Raw genomic sequence first — 25174 nt, 5'->3', positions numbered from 1 at the left:
GACAACTTTTGAGCACAACCTAGCCAATCCGCGCAAAACTCTGCATGATGGTCGGACCTCGTCAGGCCCACCCCCACCCTCGGGAGTCACGATGCCGAAGCGTTTCCCCACAGCCCTCCTCGCGTCCGTGACGGCCTTCGCCGGCGTGGTCGCCATCGCGCCCGAAAGCCATGCCGCCCCCGCGGGCGGCGGCTTCACGCTGACCTCGCCCGTCCTCAGCGTCCAGGTGGCCGAGGACTTCCCGGCCGTGCTCGGCTACCGGCACACCGCCGGCGGCGAGATCAGCGGCGCCACGACAACGCCGACCGCCGTACGGATCAACGGCACCGCGCACACAGCGACCGTGACCGGCACCCAGGTCGACCCCGACACCGCGACCTACCGGCTGACCTTCGCCGACCTGCCCGGCGTCGAGCTCGACGCGAAGCTCGAGGTGGCCGGCGACGTCGTCACCTTCGCGGTCACCAAGGTGACCGACACCGCCGAGCACCGGGTCGGCACACTCGACATCCCCGGACACGACCTCCTCTCGGTCAGCTCGGACCAGGCCGGTGCGACCGTGAACACCGCCGTCGTGAGCGCGGACCGCACGACCAACGGCGACACCCATACCGAGGTCACCGCGGACCTGGCCACGACCGAGAAGCCGGTCGGATCGGCGTACGCCATCGTCGACACCGACCAGCTCGCTGCAGCGATAGAGACCAACTCGGTCTACGACCAGAGCAGCGGCGACGCGACCCGGGAGCGTGGCCGGGTCTGGCGCAGCGTGAGCGCCACCGACAGCGGCCGCCGGATCGGGCTGTGGAGCGGCCAGTGGACCTATCGGGCGACCGGCTCGCCCTACACCGAGGAGCTCCCGTGGGCGAAGGTCACCATCACCCCGGACGCCAACGGTGACCAGGCAGTCGACTGGCAGGACGGCGCGATCGCCCTGCGCGACATCCAGCGGCCGATGAACGGCGCGGAGGAGACACCCGAGCGGGTGGTCACCCACATCCCGTTCAACTTCGCCAGCCAGGCGACCCACCCGTTCCTGCGTACGCTCGACGACGTCAAGCGGGTCTCGCTGGCCACCGACGGGCTGGGTCAGCTGGCGGTGCTGAAGGGGTACGGCTCCGAGGGCCACGACTCCGCGCACCCCGACTACGGCGGCAACTACAACACCCGTGCCGGCGGGCTCGACGACCTCAACACCCTGGTCCGCGCGGGCGAGAAGTGGGGTGCCGACTTCGGCGTCCACGTCAACGCGACCGAGGCCTACCCCGAGGCCAAGACCTTCGACGAGACGCTCGTCGACGAGGGCAGCCCCGGCTGGGACTGGATCGACCAGTCCTACTACATCGACCAGCGCACCGACCTCGCGACCAAGAACATCGTCGACCGCTTCGCCCAGCTGCGCCGCGAGACGCACCCGAACCTCGACTTCCTCTACATCGACGTCTACTACTCCTACGGCTGGCTCCAGGAGCGGCTCGCCCAGGACCTGCGCGGGCAGGGCTGGAACATCGGCACCGAGTGGTCCTACCACTTCGAGGAGGACGCGCTCTGGTCCCACTGGGCCAACGACGAGTCCTACGGCGGCGCCACCAACAAGGGCCTGAACAGCCAGATGATCCGGTTCGTACGCAACGGGCAGAAGGACACCTGGAACCCGGACAAGCTGCTCGGGCACACCGAGATCGTCGAGTTCGAGGGGTGGACCGGCGAGAACGACGTCGACGCCTTCTACGACAACATCTGGCAGACGAACCTGCCGACCAAGTACCTGCAGAAGAACCCGATCCTGCGTTGGGGCCGCGACGAGATCGTCCAGGACGGCGGCGTACGCGTCGTCAACACCGGCCAGACCGACGCGACCCGGAAGATCTACCAGGACGGTGACCTCGTGCTCGACGGCGACGCCTACCTCCTGCCGTGGAAGGCCAGGTCACAGCAGGATGTCGCGAAGCTCTACCACTACAACGCCGACGGCGGGCGGACCACCTGGGACCTGACCGACGCGTGGAGCCAGAGCGGACGGCTCAACGTCTACGAGCTCACCGAGCAGGGCCGGGTCTCGGCCGGCAGCGTCCCGGTTCGTAGCGGCAAAGTCACCCTCGAGGCGAAGGCCGGCACGGCGTACGTCCTGACGAAGTCTCCCGACGGCTCGCCCGACCCGCAGTGGGGCCAGGGCAGCCACATCGCCGACCCCGGATTCAACGCCGGCGACCTCGACGCCTGGCACCCGAGCGGCCCGGCCACGACCGGGCGGACCGCGACCGGTCAGCAGGTCGCCGTCCTGGGCGCCGGTGAGCGCGCCACGATCAGCCAGCGCCTCCAGGGCCTGCGCAGCGGGCGCAACGCTCTGGGCGTCTGGGTGGAGGTCGAGCCAGGCCACAGCCGCGCCACCTCGGTCAGCGTCACCTCCGGCGGGAAGACCTACACCAACCGTGTCGAGCGAACGACCGCGAAGAACCTGGTCGCCGCCGACGAGCTGCACAGCACCTACTTCCAGCGTGTGGAGGTCCCCTTCGACGCCGGCCGTGACGGCACGGCGACCGTCAAGATCTCCGCGGAGGCGGGGGCCGGCCGCGTCCGCCTCGATGACGTACGCGTCGTCGCGGTCAAGCGCGACCTGCCGGCCGCGCCCGGCGCGAAGGTCATCGTGAAGGAGGACTTCGAGGAGGTCGTCCAGGGCTGGTCACCGTTCGTCAAGGGCACGTCGGGCGGCGTCACCGACCCGCGCACTCATCTCGCCGAGCGGCACGAGCCGTACACGCAGAGCGGCTGGAACGGCAAGGTCACCGACGATGTGATCAGCGGCGACTGGTCGCTCAAGTCGCATGCCGAGAACGGCGGCCTCGTCTACCGCACGGTCCCGCAGACCGTACGTTTCGAGCCCGGTCACCGCTACCGCGTCTCCTTCGACCACCAGACCGAGCGTGCCGACGACTACGAGTGGGTCACCGGCTACGACTCGGTCGCGAGCGGTGACCCGCGCACGGTCGAGGTCGGTGCTCGCCCGATCGGCAAGCAGGTCGAGGCGGCTCGGTTCAGCGAGGAGTTCGTGGCCGGCGGCTGCGGCGACTACTGGGTCGGTCTGCGGACCGCCGACGACAACGGTGCGAACGGCGACATCAGCATCGACGACTTCACCGTCGAGGACCTCGGTGCGGCCGGCGACCTGCCGGCCTGCGCGACCCTCGCCGTCGATGCCGGCGAGGAGAAGCTGCTGCCGGGCGCGGCCGGCGAGGTCACCACCACGCTGACCAGCGACGAGGCGTCGGAGACCGGCGCCGGGAAGGTCGGTCTCGACGTGCCGGAGGGCTGGACGGCGGAGGCAACCACGCCGGCGGCCTTCGACTCGCTCGCTCCCGGGGCGAGCCACTCGGTGACCTGGAAGGTCACGCCGCCGGCGGACGCGGCCGAGTCGAGCTACCAGCTCACCGGCTCTGCGACGTACGACTTCGGCGGCGAGACGCGCACGGTGACCCGCTCGGCCACGGTGCAGACCGCGCCGCCTCCGCCGACCGCGGACACCTACGCCAGCGATCTCGGCTGGATCTCGGCCACCAACGGCTGGGGACCGGTCGAGCGCGACACCAGCGTGGGGGAGAACGGTGCCGGCGACGGTGGGCCGATCACTCTCGCCGGCAAGGTCTACGCCAAGGGGCTCGGCACGCACGCGGTATCGAAGGTGCGCTACTACCTGGCCGGCAACTGCACCAGCTTCACGGCCGACGTCGGGGTGGACGACGTACAGACCTCGCGCGGCTCGGTGAGGTTCTCCGTCGTCGCGGACGGGACGACGGTCACCGAGACCGGCACCCTGGGGCCGGCCAGCGCCACCGTTCCGATCACCGCCGATGTCACCGGTGCCGACTATGTCGATCTGGTGGCCGGCGACGCCAGCGACGGGAACGGCAACGACCACGCCGACTGGGCCGACGCGACCTTCCACTGCGGGGGCTGAGATCTGCGTAGGCTGTCCGGGACCCAGGAAGGGGCCCCATGAGGCAACAGCGACTCAACCAGCTGCTCGAGCTGATCAGCGAGCACGGGCACGTGTCGATCGCGGAGGTCGAGAGCGCGCTCGGCGTCTCGGCGGCGACCGCCCGCCGCGACATCGGGCACCTCGCCGACCAGCGGCTGGTCACCCGGACACATGGCGGTGCGACCGCGCTCGGCTCGGCGTACGAGCTGCCGTTGCAGTACAAGATCGGTCGCCAGGCCGACGCGAAGCGGGCGATCGCGACCGCGGTCGCCGACCTGCTCGTGCCTGGTGAGACGGTCGCGCTCAACGGCGGCACGACCACCAGTGAGGTGGCCCGCGCGATCGGGCGCCACCCAGACCTGGCCGAGGACGACAGCATCACCGTCGTCACCAACGCGCTCAACATCGCCTACGAGCTCTCGATCCGGCCCAACGTCAACATCGTGGTGACCGGCGGAGCCGCGCGTACCCAGTCCTACGAGCTGGTCGGCCCGCTGAGCGAGGGGGTGCTGTCGAAGATCCACATCGACACCGCGATCCTCGGCGTCGACGGCATCAGCACGCGGGCCGGACTCACCACGATCCACCCGGCCGAGGCCAAGATCAGCGCCGACTTCATCGCGGCGGCGCAGCGCACCATCGTCGTGGCCGACAGCACCAAGCTCGAGCATCCGACCTTCGCGCGCATCCGCGACCTCTCCAGCGTCTCCATGCTCGTCACCGACAAACCGGTGCCGGAGTCGCTCGCGAAGGCACTGACCGATGGCGGGACGGAGATCATCGTCACGACTGAGCGATAATGATCATTTGTGGTGATTTATTGACAGAAACGCGCAACGCGTTGGATGATTCGGGTCCAGCCGGCAACACATCGGAGGGTGACCCAACACCATGACCGCATCTGCACCGACGACGCATCTCGCAGCCGAGATCGCGACGCAGCCCGCCAACTGGCTGGCAGCCAGGAGCACCGCCGAGCGATCGGCCGATGCCCTGCCGAAGGCGGGAGAGAAGGTCGCGGTCATCGGCTGCGGGACCTCGCTCTACATGGCGCAGGCGTACGCCGTGCTGCGCGAGGATCAGGGTCACGGCATCACCGACGCCTGGACGCCGACCGAGGCCCGGCTCGACCGGGACTACGACCGGCTGCTGGCGATCACCCGGTCCGGAACCACGACCGAGGTCGTCGACCTGCTTGCCGCGATCCAGGGCAGGATCCCGGCGACGGTGATCTCGTCCTCGCCCGGGACTCCGGCCCTCGAGGTCGCCGAGCCGATCCTCATGCCCGAGGTCGACGAGAAGTCGGTGGTCCAGACCCGCTTCGCGACCACCACGCTCGCCATGCTGCGCTGGCACCTCGGCGAGGACCTGAGCCGGGCTGCCGAGCAGGCCCAGCAGATCATCGACGCCGGCGAGAGTGCGTACGGTCCGGCGCTGACCGCCGAGCAGCTCACCTTCGTCGGCCGCGGCTGGACCAACGGAGTCGCGCAGGAGGCGGCCCTCAAGCTCCGGGAGTCCGCGCAGCTGTGGACCGAGTCCTACCCGATGATGGAGTACCGCCACGGCCCGCTCTCGATCAGCGCCCCCGGCCGGGTCGTGTGGGTCTTCGGTGACCTGGTGCCGGGCTTCGCCGAGGACGTCGCTGTCACCGGCGCCGACCTGGTGCACCACGAGGTCGACCCGCTCGCCGAGCTGGTGCGCGTGCATCTGCTCTGCGTGGAGCGGGCCCGTCGGGCCGGTCTCGATCCTGACGCGCCGCGCAACCTCACGCGCTCGATCATCCTGAGCCCGGCTGCTGCTCCTTCCGAGTGAATCGATGAGCGAGTCTCCTACGCAACCAGCCGCGGAGCGAGCTCTCGCCCTCGCGTTCGACGTCGGCGGCACCTCCGTGCGCGGAGCCGTGGTCGGCGCCGGCGACGTGTCGTTGGCGGAGTCGAGGGTGGCCACCCGCACCGGCCCCGCCGTGCTCGACGACATCGCGCAGTTGGGCGAGCAGCTGCTCGCCGGTCTGAGCCCCGCGGCGAGGTCGCAGGTCGCCGGGGTCGGGGTCGCCTTCCCCGGACTCGTCGACACCGAGTCCGGGATCTCCCTCAAGGCGGTCAACCTCGGTCTCGTCGACACGCCGGTCGCCGCCCCGCTGGCCGAGCGGCTGGGTCTTCCGGTGTCGGTGTCGCACGACACGGCCGCGGCCGCGGGCGCGATCTGGGCCGACGCCGGCTCGCCGGCCTCCGCGCTCGTTGCGGTGCTCGGGACGGGCGTCGCTGCGGTGACGTACGTCGATGGCAGGCCGATCGTCGGCGTCTCGGGTCAGGCCGGTGAGCTCGGCCATCTGGTGGTGGACCCGGCCGGGCCGCTGTGCACCTGCGGGCTCCACGGCTGCGTGGAGACGCGCGCGGGCGCTCGGAGCATGCTGCGGCGATACGCGTCGCTGGGCGGATCCGGGGTCGCCGGCGTCGCCGAGCTCGTCGCGCGGGTCGAGCACGATCCGCGCGCCGCCCGGGTCTGGTCCGAGGCGATCACCGTCCTCGCCGACGGTTTCCTCGCGGTGGGTGCGCTGCTCGCGCCAGGCGAGATCATCCTGGGCGGAGGCGTCGCCGAGGCCAGGGGATACCTGCTCGAACCGCTACGGGTCCGGATGCGCGAGCGCGCCGGCGTGACCGCGGTCCCGCCCGTACGCCTCTCCGCCCTCGGCGGCCGAGCCGGCCTAGTCGGCGCCGCCCGCCTCGCCCTGGCGTCTACGGGGACGAGCAGATGATCCTCGCCGTCACGCTCAACCCGGCGATCGACGTGACCTACCGGCTGCCTCGGCTGACTGTCGGAGAGGTCCACCGGGTCGCCGAGGTCACCAGCCGGCTCGGTGGAAAGGGCGTGAACGTCGCCCGGGTACTGCACCAGCTCGGCGAGCCGACCCATGCCGTCGGCCTCGCCGACCACGACTTCGCCGAAGTCCTCGCCCGGGAGCTGCCGGCGACCTTCCTGCCCGAGCTGGAGGAGGTACGCCGCACGCTGGTCGTCGTCGCCGAGTCGACGACCTCGCTGTGGGAACCGGGCAGGCAGGCGGCCCCCGGAGCCGACCAGCGACTGCTCGACCTCCTCGCCGATCTGATCGCAGAAGCGACGGCCATCGTCGTCTCCGGCAGCCTGGCGCCCGGAGTGCCCACCGACCTCCCGGCACGGATCGCACAGCTCGCGGCCGCCGCCGGCGTCCCGGTGCTTCTCGATCTCGACGACGCCGCGCTGGCTGCCGCGGTCGGCACCGGTGCCGTCTTGACCCCCAACGAGGACGAGGCTGCGCGCCTGCTCGGGCACGCCCTCGCCGACCCCGCCGCTGCGGTCGCGGAGCTCGCCGCCCGCCACGGTGGCCCGGTCGTGCTGACCCGCGGCCACCACGGGCTGGTCGCGTACGCCGACGGCAGCTGCTGGGAGGTGCGCCCGCCCGCCGGGGTCACCGGCAACCCGACCGGTGCCGGGGACGCGGCCGCCGCCGGGCTCGCCCGCGGGATCGCCAACGGCAGGCCGTGGCCGGAGATCCTTCGCGACGCCGCCGCGCTCGGCGCCGCCGCGGTGGTCACGCCGGTCGCCGGCGAGATCGACCCCGACGCGTACGCATCGTTCCTGGCCGACGTCAGGGTCAGCCGAATCGACCACGAGGAAGACTGACATGCCCCTGGTACCGATGTCGCTGCTGCTCGACAACGCCCGCGGCACCGGCCGCGGCCTGGGCGCGATGAACGTCATCCAGCTCGAGCTGGCCGAGGCGATCGTCGCCGGCGCCGAACAGGCCGGCCGTCCGGTGGTGCTGCAGATCTCCGAGAACACCGTCGACTACCGCGGCGCGGTGGCTCCGTTGCTGCAGGCGAGCATCGCGATCGCGGAGCGCGCCACGGTGCCGGTCTGCGTACATCTCGACCATGCGACCCGGGTCGAGCTCGTCGAGGAGGCCGTCGAGCTGGGATGTCCTTCGGTGATGTTCGACGCCTCGAAGCTCGACTACGACTCGAACGTGGCCGCCACCGCCAAGGTCGCGGCCTGGTGCCACGAGCGCGGCGCCTCGGTCGAGTCCGAGCTCGGTGAGGTGGGCGGCAAGGACGGAGTGCACGCACCCGGCGTCCGCACCCAGCCGGCCGAGGCCGCGGAGTATGTCGAGGCGACCGGTGTCGACGCTCTCGCGGTCGCGGTCGGCTCCTCGCACGCGATGACGACGCGTACGGCCAGCCTCGACAACGAGCTCATCACCCGGCTCGCCGCTGCCGTCGACGTGCCGCTCGTGCTGCACGGATCGTCAGGGGTCCCGGACGAGGGCATCGTCGCGGCCATCGCCGCCGGGATGACCAAGGTCAACATCGCCACCCACCTCAACGCGACCTTCACCCGCGCCGTCCGCGCGGCGATCGCGGACGAGGGCAAGGTCGACCCTCGAAAGTACCTCGGCGCCGGCCGCGATGCGGTGGCCGGCGAGGCCGCCCGTCTGCTCGCGCTGATCGGCGGACCGAGGGTGGACCGCGCAGTGTGACCTGCGTTACAGTCGCCTCCAACTTGCGATTGATTCTGACTCTTTAGGGCGTGAGGCGATCATGTTCAATCACCCAATCCGACGCTTGTTGGTCCCGGGAGTGGCTCTGGCCGCTGCCCTGATCGCGCTCAGCCCGGTCACCCGGACGGCCCGGCCCACCCGACGGTCTCCTACCGCCTGTTCACCAAGACACTGCGCACCGACCCGGCCAAGGAGATCGCGGCGGTCACGCTGCCCGGCAACGCCGCCGTGGAACGAGGATGACGGCAGCTATCAGCTGAAGAACGCCGGCACCGGTCTGTGCGCCGACGTCGCCTACAGCTCGAAGACGAGCGGCGACCCGGTCGTGGAGTACACCTGCACGGGCACGCCCAACCAACGGTGGGTGATCGCGGCCGACGGCGCGTCGCTGAAGTTCTCGGCGAGGCACAGCGGTCTCAGCCTGGCGGCCGGCGCCAACGGGCTGGTCGTGCAGCAGACCGACACCGCGGCCGCGTCGCAACGCTGGCGCGCCACCCCGAACTAGACCCACCCGGTCGCACTGCTCTTACATGGCCTCATGAACCGCGCGCTGCGGTGACGGAGGACGGTGGTGAGCAGTGCGACCAGGGAGTCGTCGTGAGGTGGTGCTCTGCGCCGTCTTCGTGCTGATCGCCCTGGGCTGGATCGTCACCGGGCTCCGAGCCGACTCCGGAGAGCTGCACGAGGCTCCGGTGGTCCTGGTGGGTCCCGATGTCGTCACGGTTCCGCTGGTGAAGCAGGTGAACGCGGTCCCGGGGCGTCCGTTCTCGGCCGGAGCGGTCGACAACCGGGCCGAGGCGGCCGAGCTGCTGGAGCGCGGTGACGTCGTCGCCGAGCTCGACATCGACCTGTCCGGCACCCAGGACCAGCTACGCCTGGCCACGGCACACCGGCCGGCGCTCGCTCGCGCGGTCCAGACCGAGGTGGAGCGGATCGAGAAGACCCGCGGACGTACGGTCGTGCTCGCTGCGCCGCCTGATCGGCTCGAGGGACGGCCGCTGTCCTGGGTCACCTTCGCGACCGCGCTGGCCGGCTTCCTGCTGGTGTGCGTCGTCTCGCTCGTGTGGGGGCCTTTCGCGCGTACGCTGCCTCGGCTCCTGGCGCGGCTGACCGCCCTCGCCGCGCTGGCGGCGGGAGCGGGCGTCTTCGGCTGGCTGCTCGCGGGGCCGGCACCGGCGGGGGAGCGGATGCTGGTGGCGTCGGTCCTCGCTGCCACGGTGCTCGCCGCGGGCGCGTTGACCTTCGCCTGCGAGATCATCGGCGGGTTGCCGGGGCTGCTGCTCGCGGCGACGGTGATCGTCGCCGGGCCGGTGCCTTTACTCCTCGCCGGGGACCGACTGCTGCTCGCGGATGCGTGGGCGATCGGCTCCGGATGGACGATCACCGGGGCCGGCGAGTCGCTGTTGTGGGCGGCTTCCGGGGACGGTGGCACCGGGATCGCTCAACCGGTGGTGACCATCGCCGGTTCGGCGCTGCTCGGTCTGGCCGTGCTGGTGGCGATCCGGTGGCTGGTCCGGGTCGACGTCGAACGCCCGGGCGCGCTCGCATCGGTGCGGTCCTGGCGGCGAAACCTCGGCCTGGTCCTCGCCTCGGCCACCTGCCTGACGATCCTCGCGACCGCGCTGACCTCCGCACTGCACAGCGAGGCCGTACCGCGCCCGCTGGCCAGCCTCGCCTCGACGACCCAGTGCATCCCGGCGGGACCCGTCGAGGACGTCGACGACCTCAACCGGATCACCAGGCTCCGCGCCGAGCCGGCGCTCCAAGGCGGCGACGTGGGGGTGAGCGCCCATCTGAGTGATGGGCGGAGCATCTGGATGTTCGGTGACACCCTGCGGGATGCGAAGTTCTCGGGCGCCGGTTTCGTACGCAACTCGATGCTGCTCGTCGAGCCCGACTGCCTGCAGGTCGTCCTCCCGGAGTCCGGCGGCGCCATCATCCCCGATCGGGACGACGGCGTGGGCTACTGGCCGATGTCGGTGACCACGCTCGACAAACCGGGATATGCCCTCGTCGTGGTGGCCGCGCAGCGGGTGCGTACGACCGACTCCGACGACGCGTTCGGCTTCGAGGCACTCGGACCGGCCATCGCCCAGTTCGTGGTCCCGGACGGGGGAGTCCCGCAGTTGATCGCGGTGACCGACATCGGTGCCGACGACACCGACACGCGCCGGCCGATGTGGGGCGCCGCGGCGGCGGTGTCGGGGAAGTGGCTCTACCTCTACGGCACCGCCCGCGAGCCCGACCCACCGCTCGGCACCGGCTTCGCCCTGCGCGTCGCCCGCGTCGCGCCCGACCATGTCGCCGACCCCGACCAATGGACCTACTGGGACGGCACCGGCTGGAACAAGCGGGCCGGCTCCTCGAGCGAGCTGATCCCCGCCACCGACGGCGTCTCCCAGACGCTGAGCGTCTTCGAGCGCGACGGGCGCTGGTATGCGTTCAGCAAGAGCGACGAGTTCCTGGGCGACGACCTGGTCTTCTGGACCTCGTCGTCGCCGACCGGTCCGTTCCGGGCGCAACCGCCGGTCGGCACCCTTCCCTCCGGAGTGGCACGCGGCGAGCTCCGCTACATGCCGCTGGCCCATCCCGACATCCTCGAGCAGCCCGGCTCGGTGATCGTCTCCTACAGCCGCAACAGCACCGACCTCGGCGCGGTCCTGCGCAACCCGCTCCTGTATCGGCCGAAGTTCATCCGGGTCGACCTCCCGGGCCGCTAGCGAAGCCGGCGCCTGCGGCCGAGGCGTGGGTCGCCGGCCCGGATCAGGATGTCCTGGATGGTGAAGTTGGCCGCGATCGCCTCACGCAGCGTCTCCAGGTTCTCGCGGATCGCCCGCATCTCCTCCCGCGGCTGCCGGTGCTGGAGATAGGCCCGGATGCGGCGTACTTCGTCGTCCCGGGTGGGGTTCTCCCGGCCGAGCTCGTCGTAGAGGTCGTCGAGCACCTTCCGGCCGGCGCGGAACGTCGGCCGGATGTCCGGCCACCGGACACCTTCGTCGTCGACCTCGACGCTCGTCGTTCCCAGCGGAAGCTGGTCGAGGGTCAGCGCGTGCGCGAGCACGTCCAACGCAGAGCTCTTGATGCCCAGGAGGAAGTCGAGGGCGAGGTGGGACTGGCCGCCGAGCACCTTGAGCTCCCAGTCCAGCTCCCGGAGACGCTCGGTGATCACCCGGATGTCGGAGATCTGCTGCGGCACCAGCTCGAGCAGCGCGGCGCGGGCTGTCGCGAGCTCGATGTCCGACGCCCGGTCATAGCGCTCCATCTGGGTCACGATCTCCTCGGCACGCACGAGCACGTCATTGATCTGTACGTAGATGAGGAACAGGTCCGCTCCGAGGTAGGCCGCCTTGTCGCGTTCGTTCCTGCTCACGATGCCCGGAACGGCCTTGAGGACCACGTCGACGATCAGCTTGACGAACTCGATCATGCGGCGATGGTAGGGCTCCCCACCCTCACGTGGACACCACAATGGCGCCCGCAGACGCGGGCATCCGAGACGTGACGCCGACGTCGGTCGTCATGACGCCGCTGTGACTCAGCCACGGCCGCGGCGTACTCCCTTGTAGATGCCCCAACGCACGATCCAAGGCTGCAGGACGGTGTTGATCGTCCACGCGGGGAAGCGGAACGGGCGTCCGTTGGGCGCGAAGACCTGGAGCCCGTCTCGCTGAACGCCGATCACCGAGCCCCAGCGGCGACGGGGTGGCTGGTAGCTGCCGAGCGGCTTCCCTTTGAGAACTGCCTTGATGTTGCGAGCGAGGAGTCGGTCGGCGCGGTTCCTTGCGGAGGATCTCAGCTCGTCGGTGGCCGCGACATCGCCCACCGCGAACACGCCGCTCTGCCCCTTGACCTGGAGATTCGGATCCACCACGACGAACCCGCGGTCGTCGAGGATCTCCGCGGGAAGCCAGCCGGTGTTGGGGTGCACGCGGCCGATGGCCCAGAGGACCGCGTCGGCCTTCGCCGGTGGTTGGCCGGTGCTCCACGTGACCGCGTCGCTGGTGATCTCGTCCCCGACGAAGCCGGGCGGAAGCTCGGCGCGATGGCCCAGGTGCAGTCCGACGCCTCTCTCGACAAGACGCTTCTCCAGGCTCTGCCACGTCCTTCGATGGTGCTGGGGGAGGGGGTGCTCGCCCGGGTAGTAGAGGTCGACCTGCTTGTCGGGCCACGTGCCGCTGATGTTGGCCGCACTGCTGACAGCCGCCGCGCCACCGCCGATGACGATCACCGAGGCCGCTCTCTGCAGCTGTTGGTGGACATGCTGCAGGTCGGCATCGATCTGGTCGTCCGTCTGGAAGCCCGGAATTCTCCAGAACCCGTTGGTGACCCCCGTCGAGATCACCAGCAGGTCGTACGGCTCAGGGCGGGTTGTGCCGTCCGGCCGCTCGACATGGACGGCCCTGTGTGCAAGGTCGAGACCGACGAGAGTGCCGTGAATGGCATCGGCCCGATCAAGTCCGCGGAACCGGTCGAACGAGATCCGGTAGTCGCGCTCCCACTCGGCCGGCCTGCTGAGTCGAGCGCCGAGCTCCTGGCCGCTGATCAGCCCTGGCTTGGTGGAGATCCCGACGACGTCGGCGTGCTTCGAGAGGCGTACCGCCGTCAGGACACCCGTCTCGCCGAGCCCCGCGATGATGACCCGCTTGCGTCTCATCCTGCCGCCTTGGGTGGTCTCGGCACGAGGCGGGGCACCCGGTCGATGACGTCCTGGTACGCCGGCCGCCGCTCGAGACTGCGCTTCTCCATCATCGGAATGCTCGCGCCCAGGAACATCGCCGTCATCGCGACGGTGCCGGCGAACAGCCACCACCAGTTGTCGGGTGAGGCGGCTAGGCCGAACAGCGCGAGGGAGAACCAGAAGCTGATCTCTCCGAAGTAGTTCGGGTGCCGCGACCAGCCCCAGAGTCCGCGGTCCATCACCTGGCCCGGTTGCCTGTCGCGGGTGAACCGGTGCATCTGAAGGTCTGCGCCGAACTCCAGAGCCACGGCACCAAGGCCTAGCGCGCAGGCGGCGATGTCGAGCCAGCCGACGTCCTGACCCGTGAGGGTGACCGCGACGTAGATCGGCAACGATCCCAAGAACACTTGGAAGGTCGGGATGAGGTGGATTGCGGCGAGGTCCACGATCAATTCGAATCTGCCGGCCCGTTCGCGAAACAGCGGGTAGCGCCAGTCCTCGTGATGGAGCCCGGGGAACGCGTACACCCAGTTGCCGGTCAGCCGGATCGACCAACCGAGGACCACCAGCGCTACGAGGATGACGCGGACGTCGGGGACGTCCTCGCCGGCCGAGGCCCACCAATAGAGAAGGAGAAGCGGAGGAACGACGCTCCAGTACGCATCGTAGAAGCTGGAGTTCTTGTGCAACCGGCTTGCAGCGAAGATGACGAGCGTCGCGAGGACGTCTGCGATCAGGGCGTCGAGCCACAGGTCACGCGTGTCGGGTCCCCAGATCAGCCAAGCCGAAGCCACAGCGAGGGCGACGACGTACGCCGCGGCGACGCGGACGAGAGACTCTCTCTTGCTCACCGCTCGAAGGTAGTGGACCTTCCGACGAATTGGAACATGTTCTAGTGGTGGGGTCGCGCGTCTGCTCGCATTGATCGGCGGACCAAGGGTGGGCCGGTCGCGCTCAGCCCGGGTCGACCTCCCGGGTCGTTAGGGCCCTCGACGCCTGCGTCGCGACGCGGTGTCGCTCGGTCAGAGCCGAAGGTCGCCGCTCAGGACGCGCTCGACGATGGCGCTGGTGGCGCAGTTCTCGACGAAGGAACGCGCGCGGATCAGTGCTAGGGCATCGTTGATGCTGCAGTCGCAGTCGACGGCGACGACGCCGGCCGCTCGGTGGAGCCGGCTCACCCCGTCGATGTCGGCCAGATCGAGGGAGTCCGGGGCCTGGCCGATGTCGACCGTGCGGGCCAGGAGGTGAGCGAAGGCATCGGCGGCCCCTTGCAACGCGCTGCCGCAGCGAACTTGGGCCGGGGGGTTGTACAGCGTGAGTGCGCCGAGCACCCCGTGGGGGACGCGGATGGGGACGGCGAGGACCGTGCTGATCCCCAGACTGCGCAGCGGCGGTCCGAGGTGGGGCCAGTGATGCGCGATCTCGTCGCCCTCGTTCAGGACCGGCCGCCGCGAGTTCCAGGCCGAGTGCGACGGGCCCTCCCCGTGCACGAGCTCCAGGTCCTGCGCCGTCTCGCCGAGACCGTCGGTGGCCTGAGAGCCCGCCGCTGCTCCGTCGCTGGTGAGGAGCAGCAGTGCAACATCGGGTGCATCCGTCGCCTCCGAGATGGCTGTGACGACCGAGGCGCCCACCGCCTGGGTCGTGACTTGGCGGGCAAGCGACCGGTGGAGCCGGGCGGTGGCCCGGTGGAGCTCCTCGTTACTACGGTGGACCCTGGCGGCCGAGACGTGGATGTCGTGCATCTCCGGGGCGCATCTCATAGCGCGCAGCTCGGCTTCGGCGGCGCGAGCGGCCGCCGAGTCGGCGCGGATGTCTTCCGCGGCCGCACGCGTCAGCAGCAGGTTGAGATCCCATCGACCGGAGCGGGCCACCTGTCCAGGATACGCCTGTGCCGTTGGATCAGGGCCGGTCGATCGGCTCCATGATGATGACCACGCCGCCGCTCTCGCCCACGAGCGGCGAGCAGGTGATCTGACAACCCAGGGCGCGGCCCTTGCGGTCGATCGCCGGCACCTCGACCGGGCCGGTGCGGACGTCGGCTGTGCGGGCCTGCTCGACGATGCCGCGGATCTCGGCGACAGGCAGCCCGAAGTCCAGCCCGAAGAACACCTCGTCCCGCACCTCGTCGGCGCGCAGACCCCACATGTCCTCAGCGGCGGCGTTCCAGCTGCGTACGGCGAGCCGGTCGTCGAGCACAACGATCGCGAGCCCCACGCTCGAGAGCACGCTCTGCAAGAAGGTGCGCGTCTCGTCGAGCTCGCCTGAGCGGATCCGGAGCTCCTCGTTCATCGTCTCGAGCTCCTCGTTGCCGGACTGGAGCTCCTCGTTGGTGGTCTCGAGCTCCTCGTTGGTCGACTGGAGCTCCTCGTTGGTGGTTTCCAGCTCCTCCATCCCGGACTGGAGCTCCTCGTTGGTGGTCTCGAGCTCCTCGTTGGTCGACTGCAGCTCCTCATAGGCCGTCTCGAGGTCCTCGCGCACGCGCTTGACCTCCTGCTCTAGCAGCACCTGGGCGGAACAGTCGACGAACGCGATCGAGGCACCGAGCAGCTGGCCGCTCGCGGTGGTCAACGGCTGCACGACGACGTCGTAGAACTGGGACTCGGTGGTGTCGGCGCTGCGGCGCTCCACCCCGGTGAGCCGGATCGTGCGACGCTCGTTGGTCGCCTGCTCGATGACCGAGCGCACCTCCACCGGTCGGTAGGAGAGCTCGAGATCGCGGAACGGCCTGCCGATGTCCTGCACCCCGATCCCGAACTGGGTCCGCGCGGCGCTGCTCGCGGAGACCAGGATGCCGTCGTAGTCGATGCCGAGAACGGCGTACGGTGCGACGTCGATCAGGCTGTCCCGCAGCTGTCGCTTTCGGCCGGTGGCACCGGTGGTGACCTCGCCGAAAGCGGACTCGGGTCGCGGCCGTACGGCCCGCGCCCTTCCCAGGGCGTGGCGGCTGTTGCGCCGGAAGATCCGCTGACGCATGTTCACGACACCGAACCGGTCGCTCGAGGTGAGCATCTCGGCCTTGCCGAGGAAGAGGAAGCCGCCCTCGCCCAGGGCGAAGTTGAACCGGTCCATGATCTCGCGCTGGGCCTCGACGTTGAAGTACATCAGCGTGTTGCGGCACACCAGCAGGTCGAGCCGAGAGATGGGCGCGTCCCGAGTGATGTCGTGCCGCCCGAAGATCACCCTGCGACGGAGGTCCGGGCGGAAGCCGTAGCTGGTGCCGTTGTGCTCGAAGTAGCGGTCTCGCAGTTCCTCGGACAGGTTCTTCAGCGCTCGCGTCCCGTAGACACCCGCCCGCGCCTGCTGCAGCGCTTCCTCGTCGACGTCGGTGGCGTAGATCTTCACCCGGTCGAGGCATTCCTGAAGGCCCATGGCCTCGGCGAACGCGATCGCGAGCGAGTACGGTTCCTCGCCGCTGGAGCAGCCGGCGCTCCAGATCCGGATCTCCTCCTCACCCTCGGCGGTGGCGAGGATCTTCGGGATGATCTCTTCCTGGAGGTACGTCCAGGCCTCGGCATCGCGGAAGAAGCTCGTGACGTTGATGAGAATGGTGTTGAAGAGGTAGCTGAACTCGTCGGCGTCCGTCTCGAGTCGGTCGCGGTAGTCGGTCCAGCTCTCGACGCCGATGTCGGTCATCCGTTTCTGGATCCGACGCGCAAGCGACGACCTCTTGTAACCGGTGAAGTCGAAGCCGCGGGCGTCGCGGATGAACACGAGCAGCTCCTCGAGCTGTCCATCTAGCTGTCCATCGACCTGTCCATCGATCGGTGACTCGGCGCGTGGGCCCTGGTTCTTGGGCTCCTGGTCGTCTGTCATCATGCTCTCCGCTGTCTGACCAGCCCGTCGAGGACGCTGGCGATCTGGTCGAGGGGGAGGACGAAGTCCGCCGCTCCGGTGGCCGCTGCGGCCTCGGGCATCCCGTTGAACTCGGCCGTCCCTGGGTCCTCGACGATCACCGTACCGCCACGGTCGCTGACCGCGGTCACCCCCATCGAGCCGTCGACCCCGGTGCCCGTCAGTATGCAGGCGATCGCGCGGTCACCGTACGTCGCGGCGACCGACTCGAACAAGAGGTCGGCAGAGGGACGCACGAAGTGGACCAGCTCGCTCTCGGTGAGGGTCAGCACGCCGCCTTCGCGGACCAGGAGGTGGCGGTCGGGCGGCGCGATGTACACGATCCCCGGCGCTGCGCTCTCGCCGTCCTCGGCGAGCTTGACACGCAGTCGGGACCGGCGTTGCAGAACCTCGGCGATGACGGTCTCGTGGCGCCGGTCGAGGTGCTGGACGAGGAGGAGCGGGACCGGTAGGTCCGCGGCGAGATCCGCGAGCAGGAGACCCAAGGCGGTGACCCCGCCCGCCGAAGAGCCGATCGCGATGACATCGAACGCCGTGGATCGCGCCGGGGCAGCCGCAGACACGTCATCGAGCATAGCGGAGGACCCGTTCGAGAGTGGGACTTCGGCATGGGTCCGGCACGATCTATCCGGACGCATGTGGGGAGCGTGGCCGAGGTGGCATCGGCAACCGCTGCGGACCTGGCCGATATCCGTTGTTCACGACCGCTTCGGCGATGCTTCTCACCGTGACGCCCCGGCGGCGCGCTTGGTCGCGGAGCCTGCCGAAGGCCTCGTCGGCATCGATCGACTCGCTGGCGACCAGGACCCCCTTGGCCTGCTCGATGATGACCCTGGAGTCGAGTGCGTGCTGGAGCTGGCCGACGGCGTTCTTTTCGTGGGCCAAGCGCGTCGCCGAGGTCAGGCACGCGGAGGTCAGCGCACCGATGAAGCCGGCGAGACCGAGATCCTCGCTGGTCCAGAGGTGCGGCTCCTGGGAGTAGAGGGTGAGGCCGCCTTCGCCGTCCTCCTGACCGAGGGGAAGGAGGACGTGCGCCATCGTACGGATGCCGAGACTGTCCGCGACCTCGAGCTCGGCCCTCATCGACTCCTCGGTGAGGGATACGTGGCGCAGGTCCTGCACCACGGCGACGGTGGCCGTGCGGGTGTCGGCCATCGCCATGAGCCGGTCCCCGAGCAGCGGTGGGGCAGGGAGGTCCCTCAGCGAGGTGAGCCGAGGTGTGGCCCGAGAGAGCACGGCGTCATGGGCGTTGCTGAGCACCGCCGCGTCGACGGACATGAGACGGCATGCCGCTGCGGTGATCACGTCCAGGCCGTTGGACGGTAACTCGCCTGCGGCGAGCACAGTGACAAGGTCGCTCAGGTCTGGCCAGGGTGTCTCCGGGTTGCTCACGCTCGCGTCTCTCCCCTCGCCTCGATCATGCCCCTTCGGGACGCGTCGCGCCACTCGCTCTGTGTCACAGGGCCAAGCGGGAGTCGACAAGTGGAGAAGGCACCGAAGTGGTGCCCGCCGGGGCGTACGGGATGTCCCAGTGCATGACGGAGCCGCCGCCCGGGTCGAGCGTGAAGGTGCAGTGTCCGCCCAGGTGCTGGGCGCGGTCGAGCATCCCGACGAGGTCCAGGCCGACACCGGCTCTGCGCTGCCAGGCGCCGCAGTCGGTGACCATGACGTCGATGGCGCGCTCGCCGATCGCGATCGTGATGTCGGGCCGGCCGCGGCCCGAACCCGCGGCCGCTGAGACGACCACACCCCCGAGGAGCTCGGCCAGGCCTCGGGCCACGGTCGCTGGAAGCCGGGCGAGGTCGCCGTGCACCGAGATGCTCGCGCTGGGCGCCGACAAGTCGGCGCTCGCGTCGAGCAGTGTCTGCAGGATGAGGCCGTTCGTGTCGTGGTCGATGTCGTGATCGTCGCGCCGGTCGAGTCCGAACGCCAGTCTGCGAAGGCCTCGGATGATGTCGTCGATGTCGCCGACTGCGTCTCGCAGCCGGTCCGCCGCGGGTCCTTGGACCGAGCTGTTGATCGAGACGAGCTCGAAGCCGAGAGTGAGTAGGCGCGCCATCGCCACGTCCCGAAGCTCTTCGGCGATGCGCTCACGCTCTTGCAGAAGGTCTCGGCCGGCATCGTTGGTCGAGGTTGGTGTTGACATCGCTGCTCCCCCAAGAGCCGAGACGTAACGGATCGACTACCGGGGTCAGGGGCGTTGGGCTCGTGGTCACGGGGGGACCGCGAGGTCAACAGCAGACTATCAGCCGGGCGACGCCAGTGACACGATCCGGTGGCTAGCGAGCGAGCGTGTGGAGGAGACCCGTGACGGCGGCCGCGGCGGCATCGGCGTCCTGGGCGCGGATGGCGTCGAAGACGGCGAGGTGCTCCTCGGCGATCTCGGCCGTCTCGTCGACGAGGTGGATGGTGGCGCGCAGGGTGTCCTCGAATCCGGCGTAGAGCTCGATGAGGAGCGGGTTGTGGGTCGCGGTGACCACGCCGAGGTGGAACTCCGCGTCGGCCTCGGCGAAGGCGTCGGCGTCCCCGGTCGCGACGGCAGTGGCGCGCCGTTCCATGATCGCGGTCAGGGATCGCAGGTCGTCCTCGGAACGACGCTCGGCGGCCAGTGCGGCGGCGCGGGTCTCGATCGCGTGGCGGACCTCGAGGACGTGCGCCAAGTCGACCCGGCCGACCTGACGCCGCATCATCGCGGCGACCTCGTTGGAGGCGGCGACGTACGTCCCGTCCCCGCGTCGCACCTCCAGCACGCCGGTGTGGGCCAGCGCGCGTACGGCCTCGCGGACCGTGTTGCGGCTGACGCCGAGAGCCGCGGCGAGCTCGGGCTCGGGCGGGATGCGGGCGCCGACGGCCCACTCGCCGTCGGCGAGCAGAGCGCGCATGCCGTCGATCGCCTGGTCGACCAGGGAGCGAGGCGTGGTGGTGGAGAGCGGCACGTGCCGTCCTTTCATCCAATCATCCGATGTCTGGCATCCTAGATGGCGTGAACTCCCGCATCCAGTCCCGCCCCGATTCTCCGCCGTCGAACACAGCCGTTCGGTCGACGGCGTGGCTGCTGATCGCGGTCCTGCTGGTCGCCGCGAACCTGCGCGGGGGCATCACGTCCCTCGGTGCCCTGCTCGACAGTCTCGACGGGCTCTCGGCCGGAACCCGGGCCTTCCTGACCTCGCTGCCGGTGCTCTGCTTCGCGGTCGTCGGTGCGACGGGGATGACGCTCGCGCGCCGGCTCGGCGTACATCGTGGCATCGGCGTCGCGCTCGGCCTCCTGGTCGCCGGGCTGCTGGTCCGGGTGATCGGCGACCCCTGGCTCCTGCTCGCCGGCACGTTCGTCGCGTGCGCCGGCATCGCGCTCGCCAACGTACTTCTTCCCGCCGTGGTCAAGGAGGGCTTCCCGAACCGGGTCGGCGCGGTCACCGGTGCCTACAGCGCGGTGATGTCGCTCGGCGCGGCGATCGCAGCCGGGGTCACGGTGCCGATCGCGCATGCGGCCGGAAGCTGGCGGGTCGGCCTCGGTGTCTGGGCCCTGCTCGCCGCCCTCGCGCTGCTGGCGTGGGTGCCGCACCTGCGCGACCGCGGCCTGCGCCGAGACGGCGCGGTCCGGGTCCCATTGTGGCGCGAGCCGGTGGCGTGGGCCGTGACCGTCGTCTTCGGCACCCAGTCGCTGTTCGCGTACGTCGTGATGAGCTGGCTGCCGAGCATCTACGCCGACGCCGGCTTCAGTCACGCGACGGCCGGGCTGCTGCTCGCGGTGAGCATCCTGGTCGGCGTACCCGTGTTCTTCCTGGCCCCGACACTCGCGATCCGGGCATCGTCGCAGGGCCACCTGATCGCGGTCCTGACCGCGCTGCTGGCGATCGGGTTCGCCGGGCTCTGGGTCGCTCCAGTCGCCGGCGCCTGGCTCTGGGCGGTGCTCGTCGGCATCGGTGGCGCGGTCTTCCCAGTGGCCCTGACCCTGTTCAGCATCCGCACCGCAACGACCGCCGGCACCACCGCGCTGTCCTCGATGGCACAGAGCATCGGCTACCTGCTCGCTGCCGCCGGCCCGTTCCTCGTCGGCCTGCTGCGCGAGTCCACCGGCTCGTGGTCGGTCCCGATCGCGCTCCTGCTGGGGCTCGCGCTCGTCCAGATCTTCGCCGGGTACGTCGCCGGCCGCCCGGTCGTCATCGGAGCCCGTGTCGAGGACTGAAGCACTCGTCAACCGCTCCGAAACCGGGTTACACTTGCATCAGTTGGCTTCAAGTGGGTGTAGGAGGTTCCGAGATGTCGGAGATGCTGAACGACGATGTGCGGATGCTCCGTGCGGCCCTCGACGACGCGGATGAGACGGTGCACGTCTCATTGAGCCTGCCGCGAGCGAGCGCCGAGAAGGTGCTGGCCCTCCTGGATGCGGAGCGTACGTCGGGTGCGGTTGTCGTGCCGATCAAAGAGGCGTTCACGACGACGGAAGCAGCCAGCTTCCTCGGTGTCTCCCGCCCGACCTTGATGAAGATGATCGCCGCCGGCGACATCGAGCACATCATGGTGGGCTCTCACCACCGGATCCCCGCTGAGCCTTTGGTGGCGTTCGAGCGGGCGAGACGAGCCCGGCGAGCGAAGGCAGCGGAGGCACTCGCGGAGTTCTCGAACGAGATCGGCTTCGTCGATTGACCCTCAGTGTTGTTCTCGCGGACGCCAACATCCTCTACTCCCGCACGCTTCGGGACTACTTCCTGTACGCCGCTGATGCCGGTGCCATCGAGCTCCATTGGTCCCAGGAGATCCTGGACGAGATGTCGCGCAACCTGCGCGCCGGTCTCGGGATCGACACCGAGCACACCGATCGGCTCGAACAGCTGATGAACGCTTATCTGGAGTACGCCCTCGTCGAGATCAGTGACGAAGCGACGAACGAGGTCGCCGATGTCGAGATGGATGCAAAGGATCGACACGTTCTCGCTGCCGCGGTCTCGGCGGAAGCCGACATCCTGCTCACCGACAACATCCGGCACTTTCCGAGGGCATGGATGGATGGTCGTGGCATCGAACTGGTCGGCTCGGGAGACTTGCTCATCCGCCTGGCCGAGTCGGTGCCCGGAAAGGTCCGTTCAGCGCATGACGTGACCCTGCGGCACTCGAAGAAGGACGAGAGCGACCTCCTCGCCACGCTGGCGCGATGCGTTGGCGATCCTGCTGTTGCTGCGATCCGCCGAGTGCTAGCTGGGGAATGATCGCTGGGATCACGCGAGAAGGGTCGTAGACCCACCTCGGCTCGCGGGATCGCATACCGTGGACGGTATGGCTACCGAGCTGTCGTCGTTCACCATCGCGCCACTCAGCCCTGAGACCTGGCCGGCGTTCGATGCACTGGTGCAGCGGCACAACGGGATCTTCGGTGGCTGCTGGTGCATCTGGTTCCATCCGGACGGACCGGAACGCGGCCAAGGCGCTGAGGCGAACCGGGCGCTGAAGAAGGCCTACGTCGAGAAGGGCGAGGCGCATGCCGCGCTGGTGATGGACGGGGACGAGGCCGTCGCCTGGGCCGAGTACGGCACCCCGGCCGAGCTGCCCACGCTCCACCACCTCAAGCAGTACGACGCGACGAAGACCGCGGACCCCGACTACCGGATCACCTGCGTCTTCGTCGACAAGCGCTACCGGCGACAGGGCGTGACGGAGCTGGCCATCACCGGTGCGCTCGAGCAGATCGCCCAGGCCGGTGGCGGGCGGGTCGAGAGCTACCCGCACGACCTGACCGACCAGACCAAGAAGATGTCGTCGTCGTTCCTCTACAACGGCACCCGTCGACTCTACGAGCGGCTCGGCTTCACCTATGACCGGCCCAAGGGCCTGAAGAACTGCGTCATGGTGAAGACGGTCGAGCCTGCCTGAGGTCAGGGTCGTAGGCCCGGATTCTTTGCGCCCCTAGGCAATTCTGGGTCGATCGGAGCGACCCGGACGCCGAGTGCGGAGAGTGCGTAGCTGGCCAGCTGCTGCTCGGCGCGCTCGAGGGTCAGCGACGAGTTGTGGGCGAGCAGGTGGAGGCCGAAGGCGTCCTCGAGGGCGACGAAGTTGCGGGCGATGGCCTCGGCCGAGTCGGTCAGCGTGAAGACGCCGGTCGCGCGCCCGACCTCGAGCACGGCGGTGTAGAGCGAGACCTCGCGGTCGAAGAGCAGCGTCATCAGGGTGGCATGCATCGGGCTGCGGCTCGCGTTGACCGAGATCTCGTCGAGGACCTGGCTCAGGAGGAGGTCCTCACCTCGGGGAAGACCCGAGTACATCAAGCGGCCGAGCTTCTCTGCGGGGGACAGGTCGCCCTCGATCGCCCGCTGCCGGGACCAGTAGTAGCGGTCGGTCGCGGCCTGGTGGGCGGCCTCGATGAGGCCGTCGAGCTCGGGGTAGTAGTAGGCGATCAGGCGCGGTGAGATCCCGGCCTCCGCGGCGATGTTCTTCATCGTGGCGCCGGCCAAGCCGTGGGCCGCGATCACGGTGAGTGTTGCCGCGGTCAGGTGTTCGCGCCGAGCGGCTTGGTCCTTGCGTCGAGCCATGCTCAACCGTAACGCGTATGTGAAATCTGCGGGCGAATGATTGACACCTGATGTGGCGGGGCTCATATTTGCGGTGAAGCGCAAAGAAAGGATCTGCTTGTGCGTACCCACCAGGACTGGCGAGAGATTGCCGCCGAGGTCCGGCTCCGGACCCGACCGTTCATCGGCGGCCGTTCCGTCGACACCGCGGAGGGCTCCTTCGAGAACCGCAACCCCGCCTCCGGCGCGCTGCTCGCCGAGGTCGCCGACGCCGGTGCCGCCGGTGTCGACGTCGCCGTGCGGGCGGCGCGGGCGGCGTACGACGACGGGGGCTGGTCGCGGGCGGGTGTCGCCTTCCGCCGGGAGCGGATGCTCCGTTTCGCCGACCTTCTCGCCGACCATGCCGCCGAGCTCGCCGTCCTGGACTCGCTCGACATGGGCAAGCGGGTCGTGGATGCGTACGACCTCGATCTGCCGTTCTCGGTGAACCTGTTCCGCTACTACGCCGAGGCGATCGACAAGATCAACGATGAGGTCGCCCCCACCCCTCCGGGCACGACAGCCCTCGTCCGCCGCGTCCCGCTCGGCGTCGTCGGTGCGGTCGTGCCGTGGAACTACCCGGTCGACATGCTCGCCTGGAAGGTCGCCCCAGCGATGGCCGCGGGCAACAGCGTCGTGCTCAAGCCCGCCGAGCAGTCGCCGTCCTCGGCGCTGCGGATCGCCGAGCTCGCCGCCGAGGCCGGGATTCCTGACGGCGTCCTCAATGTCGTCCCCGGACTGGGGGAGACCACCGGCAAGGCGCTCGGCCTCCACCCGGACGTCGACGTGCTCGCGTTCACCGGTTCGACCGAGGTCGGTGCGTACTTCCTGCAGTACGCCGGCCAGTCCAACCTCAAGCAGGTCTGGCTCGAGTGCGGCGGCAAGAGCCCGCACGTCGTCTTCGCTGACGCCGAGGACCTCGCCGCCACGGCCAAGCAGACCGCCTTCGGCATCTGGTTCAACCAGGGCGCGGTCTGCTCGGCGCACTCCCGCGTCCTGGTCCAGCGCGAGGTCCACGAGGAGTTCGTCGACCTCGTCGCGAAGGAGGCCGCGGCGTACGCCCCCGGAGACCCGCTCGACCCGGCCGCCGGGATGGGCGCGATCGTCTCGCCGGAGCAGACCGACCGGATCATGCAGTTCGTCGACGACGCCAAGACGTCAAAGGCGCGCCTTGTCACCGGCGGCGAGCGGGTCACCCGCGACGGCAGCGACTGCTACGTCCAGCCCACCGTCTTCGACGACGTCGACCCGGCCTCCACCCTCGCCCGCGAGGAGGTCTTCGGGCCGGTCCTGGCGGTCACCGCCTTCGACACCGAGGACGAGGCCGTCGCGCTCGCCAACGACACCCCGTACGGCCTGGCCGCTTCGGTCGCGACCAGCAGCCTGAGCCGCGCCCACCGGCTCGCCGACCGGATCCACGCCGGCACCGTGACGGTGAACGGCGTCGACGCCTTCAGCGCCTGGACCCCGTTCGGCGGGTTCAAGGGCTCCGGCTTCGGGCGCGACCTCTCGCTGCACGCCCTCGACAAGTACGTCGGTCTCAAGACCGTCTGGATCAACCACTGACCTCCAGCCCGACCAGCCAGGGACAC

General features: G+C 69.6%; 23 protein-coding genes. 13 read left to right on the top strand and 10 right to left on the bottom strand.

What is annotated here, in order from left to right; genetic code table 11:
* The first annotated feature begins 91 nt into the window (after nt 1-91).
* From OH802_RS22675 to OH802_RS22640, 8 genes are all read left to right on the top strand, one after another.
* Nucleotides 92-3955 (top strand): endo-alpha-N-acetylgalactosaminidase family protein, encoded by a 3864-nt coding sequence (locus OH802_RS22675; RefSeq protein ID WP_406022332.1) that lies wholly within the window; start codon nt 92-94, stop codon nt 3953-3955.
* Nucleotides 3956-3993: 38 nt separating this feature from the next.
* A complete protein-coding gene (locus OH802_RS22670; RefSeq protein WP_406022330.1) occupies nt 3994-4776 on the top strand; it encodes a DeoR/GlpR family DNA-binding transcription regulator in 783 nt (260 codons plus the stop codon).
* Between the two features lie 91 nt (nt 4777-4867).
* Nucleotides 4868-5788 (top strand): SIS domain-containing protein, encoded by a 921-nt coding sequence (locus tag OH802_RS22665; RefSeq protein WP_406022328.1) that lies wholly within the window; start codon nt 4868-4870, stop codon nt 5786-5788.
* A 4-nt stretch (nt 5789-5792) separates the two neighbouring features.
* A complete protein-coding gene (locus OH802_RS22660; protein WP_406022327.1) occupies nt 5793-6731 on the top strand; it encodes an ROK family protein in 939 nt (312 codons plus the stop codon).
* A complete protein-coding gene (locus tag OH802_RS22655; RefSeq protein ID WP_406022325.1) occupies nt 6728-7636 on the top strand; it encodes a hexose kinase in 909 nt (302 codons plus the stop codon). Before OH802_RS22660 ends, OH802_RS22655 begins: the two co-directional genes overlap by 4 nt.
* 1 nt (nt 7637) lies before the next feature.
* Complete coding sequence (locus OH802_RS22650) at nt 7638-8489, top strand: class II fructose-bisphosphate aldolase (RefSeq protein WP_406022323.1); 852 nt, start codon at nt 7638-7640, stop codon at nt 8487-8489.
* 100 nt (nt 8490-8589) lie between these two features.
* Complete coding sequence (locus OH802_RS22645) at nt 8590-9015, top strand: RICIN domain-containing protein (protein WP_406022321.1); 426 nt, start codon at nt 8590-8592, stop codon at nt 9013-9015.
* 73 nt (nt 9016-9088) lie between these two features.
* On the top strand, nt 9089-11230 hold the full coding sequence (locus OH802_RS22640) for a hypothetical protein (protein ID WP_406022319.1): 2142 nt from the start codon (nt 9089-9091) through the stop codon (nt 11228-11230).
* Here the strand turns inward: OH802_RS22640 and OH802_RS22635 are convergent.
* The 9 genes from OH802_RS22635 to OH802_RS22595 form a co-directional block, all read right to left on the bottom strand.
* The gene (locus tag OH802_RS22635; protein WP_406022318.1) at nt 11227-11937 is read right to left on the bottom strand and encodes a hypothetical protein; all 711 of its coding nucleotides are present in this window, start codon (nt 11935-11937) and stop codon (nt 11227-11229) included. The two genes, OH802_RS22640 and OH802_RS22635, sit on opposite strands and share 4 nt — an antisense overlap.
* Before the next feature lie 108 nt (nt 11938-12045).
* On the bottom strand, nt 12046-13164 hold the full coding sequence (locus tag OH802_RS22630; RefSeq protein ID WP_406022316.1) for an FAD-dependent oxidoreductase: 1119 nt from the start codon (nt 13162-13164) through the stop codon (nt 12046-12048).
* A complete protein-coding gene (locus OH802_RS22625; RefSeq protein ID WP_406022314.1) occupies nt 13161-14039 on the bottom strand; it encodes a DUF1295 domain-containing protein in 879 nt (292 codons plus the stop codon). The genes OH802_RS22630 and OH802_RS22625 overlap by 4 nt, the downstream gene beginning before the upstream one ends.
* Before the next feature lie 171 nt (nt 14040-14210).
* Nucleotides 14211-15059, bottom strand: a complete 849-nt coding sequence (locus OH802_RS22620; RefSeq protein ID WP_406022312.1) for a GAF domain-containing protein — start codon at nt 15057-15059, stop codon at nt 14211-14213.
* A 28-nt stretch (nt 15060-15087) separates the two neighbouring features.
* The gene (locus tag OH802_RS22615) at nt 15088-17001 is read right to left on the bottom strand and encodes a CheR family methyltransferase (protein ID WP_406022311.1); all 1914 of its coding nucleotides are present in this window, start codon (nt 16999-17001) and stop codon (nt 15088-15090) included.
* The gene (locus tag OH802_RS22610) at nt 17001-17603 is read right to left on the bottom strand and encodes a chemotaxis protein CheB (RefSeq protein WP_406022309.1); all 603 of its coding nucleotides are present in this window, start codon (nt 17601-17603) and stop codon (nt 17001-17003) included. The genes OH802_RS22615 and OH802_RS22610 overlap by 1 nt, the downstream gene beginning before the upstream one ends.
* Nucleotides 17604-17664: 61 nt before the next feature.
* Nucleotides 17665-18432, bottom strand: a complete 768-nt coding sequence (locus OH802_RS22605) for an ANTAR domain-containing protein (protein ID WP_406022307.1) — start codon at nt 18430-18432, stop codon at nt 17665-17667.
* 64 nt (nt 18433-18496) lie between these two features.
* Nucleotides 18497-19186 carry a sensor histidine kinase gene (locus tag OH802_RS22600; protein WP_406022305.1) on the bottom strand — a complete coding sequence of 230 codons (690 nt, stop codon included), beginning with the start codon at nt 19184-19186 and terminating at the stop codon, nt 18497-18499.
* A gap of 133 nt (nt 19187-19319) precedes the next feature.
* Entirely contained in the window at nt 19320-19976 is a 657-nt protein-coding gene (locus OH802_RS22595) for a FadR/GntR family transcriptional regulator (protein WP_406022303.1), read from the bottom strand.
* 47 nt (nt 19977-20023) lie between these two features.
* Here OH802_RS22595 and OH802_RS22590 point away from each other — a divergent pair, with 47 nt between their 5' ends.
* The 4 genes from OH802_RS22590 to OH802_RS22575 all read left to right on the top strand — a co-directional run bounded on the left by OH802_RS22590 (nt 20024) and on the right by OH802_RS22575 (nt 22908).
* A complete protein-coding gene (locus OH802_RS22590) occupies nt 20024-21226 on the top strand; it encodes a CynX/NimT family MFS transporter (RefSeq protein WP_406022301.1) in 1203 nt (400 codons plus the stop codon).
* Nucleotides 21227-21300: 74 nt separating this feature from the next.
* Nucleotides 21301-21687 carry an excisionase family DNA-binding protein gene (locus OH802_RS22585; protein WP_378837717.1) on the top strand — a complete coding sequence of 129 codons (387 nt, stop codon included), beginning with the start codon at nt 21301-21303 and terminating at the stop codon, nt 21685-21687.
* A complete protein-coding gene (locus OH802_RS22580) occupies nt 21684-22247 on the top strand; it encodes a PIN domain-containing protein (RefSeq protein WP_406022298.1) in 564 nt (187 codons plus the stop codon). Before OH802_RS22585 ends, OH802_RS22580 begins: the two co-directional genes overlap by 4 nt.
* 67 nt (nt 22248-22314) lie before the next feature.
* Nucleotides 22315-22908: a GNAT family N-acetyltransferase gene (locus OH802_RS22575; protein ID WP_406022296.1), complete on the top strand. Its 594-nt coding sequence runs from the start codon at nt 22315-22317 to the stop codon at nt 22906-22908.
* Between the two features lie 2 nt (nt 22909-22910).
* Here the strand turns inward: OH802_RS22575 and OH802_RS22570 are convergent, their stop codons facing one another.
* Entirely contained in the window at nt 22911-23564 is a 654-nt protein-coding gene (locus OH802_RS22570; RefSeq protein WP_406022295.1) for a TetR/AcrR family transcriptional regulator, read from the bottom strand.
* Between the two features lie 99 nt (nt 23565-23663).
* On the opposite strand from OH802_RS22570, the gene OH802_RS22565 reads away from it, so the two are divergent.
* Nucleotides 23664-25148 (top strand): aldehyde dehydrogenase, encoded by a 1485-nt coding sequence (locus OH802_RS22565; protein WP_406022293.1) that lies wholly within the window; start codon nt 23664-23666, stop codon nt 25146-25148.
* Nucleotides 25149-25174: the final 26 nt, after the last annotated feature.

It is taken from the genome of Nocardioides sp. NBC_00850, from assembly GCF_045207335.1.
In the GTDB taxonomy this organism is placed as follows: Bacteria; Actinomycetota; Actinomycetes; order Propionibacteriales; family Nocardioidaceae; genus Nocardioides.
This window is presented reverse-complemented; position numbering and strand designations above follow the sequence as displayed.

Bases quoted from the DNA above. Each gene is read 5' to 3' on its own strand.
- OH802_RS22675 (WP_406022332.1), top strand. From the start codon at position 92: ATGCCGAAGCGTTTCCCCACAGCCCTCCTCGCGTCCGTGACGGCCTTC.
- OH802_RS22665 (WP_406022328.1), top strand. From the start codon at position 4,868: ATGACCGCATCTGCACCGACGACGCATCTCGCAGCCGAGATCGCGACG.
- OH802_RS22585 (WP_378837717.1), top strand. From the start codon at position 21,301: ATGTCGGAGATGCTGAACGACGATGTGCGGATGCTCCGTGCGGCCCTC.
- OH802_RS22615 (WP_406022311.1), bottom strand. From the start codon at position 17,001: ATGACAGACGACCAGGAGCCCAAGAACCAGGGCCCACGCGCCGAGTCA.
- OH802_RS22630 (WP_406022316.1), bottom strand. From the start codon at position 13,164: ATGAGACGCAAGCGGGTCATCATCGCGGGGCTCGGCGAGACGGGTGTC.
- OH802_RS22600 (WP_406022305.1), bottom strand. From the start codon at position 19,186: ATGTCAACACCAACCTCGACCAACGATGCCGGCCGAGACCTTCTGCAA.
- OH802_RS22635 (WP_406022318.1), bottom strand. From the start codon at position 11,937: ATGATCGAGTTCGTCAAGCTGATCGTCGACGTGGTCCTCAAGGCCGTT.
- OH802_RS22650 (WP_406022323.1), top strand. From the start codon at position 7,638: ATGCCCCTGGTACCGATGTCGCTGCTGCTCGACAACGCCCGCGGCACC.
- OH802_RS22570 (WP_406022295.1), bottom strand. From the start codon at position 23,564: ATGGCTCGACGCAAGGACCAAGCCGCTCGGCGCGAACACCTGACCGCG.
- OH802_RS22670 (WP_406022330.1), top strand. From the start codon at position 3,994: ATGAGGCAACAGCGACTCAACCAGCTGCTCGAGCTGATCAGCGAGCAC.
- OH802_RS22660 (WP_406022327.1), top strand. From the start codon at position 5,793: ATGAGCGAGTCTCCTACGCAACCAGCCGCGGAGCGAGCTCTCGCCCTC.
- OH802_RS22575 (WP_406022296.1), top strand. From the start codon at position 22,315: ATGGCTACCGAGCTGTCGTCGTTCACCATCGCGCCACTCAGCCCTGAG.
- OH802_RS22655 (WP_406022325.1), top strand. From the start codon at position 6,728: ATGATCCTCGCCGTCACGCTCAACCCGGCGATCGACGTGACCTACCGG.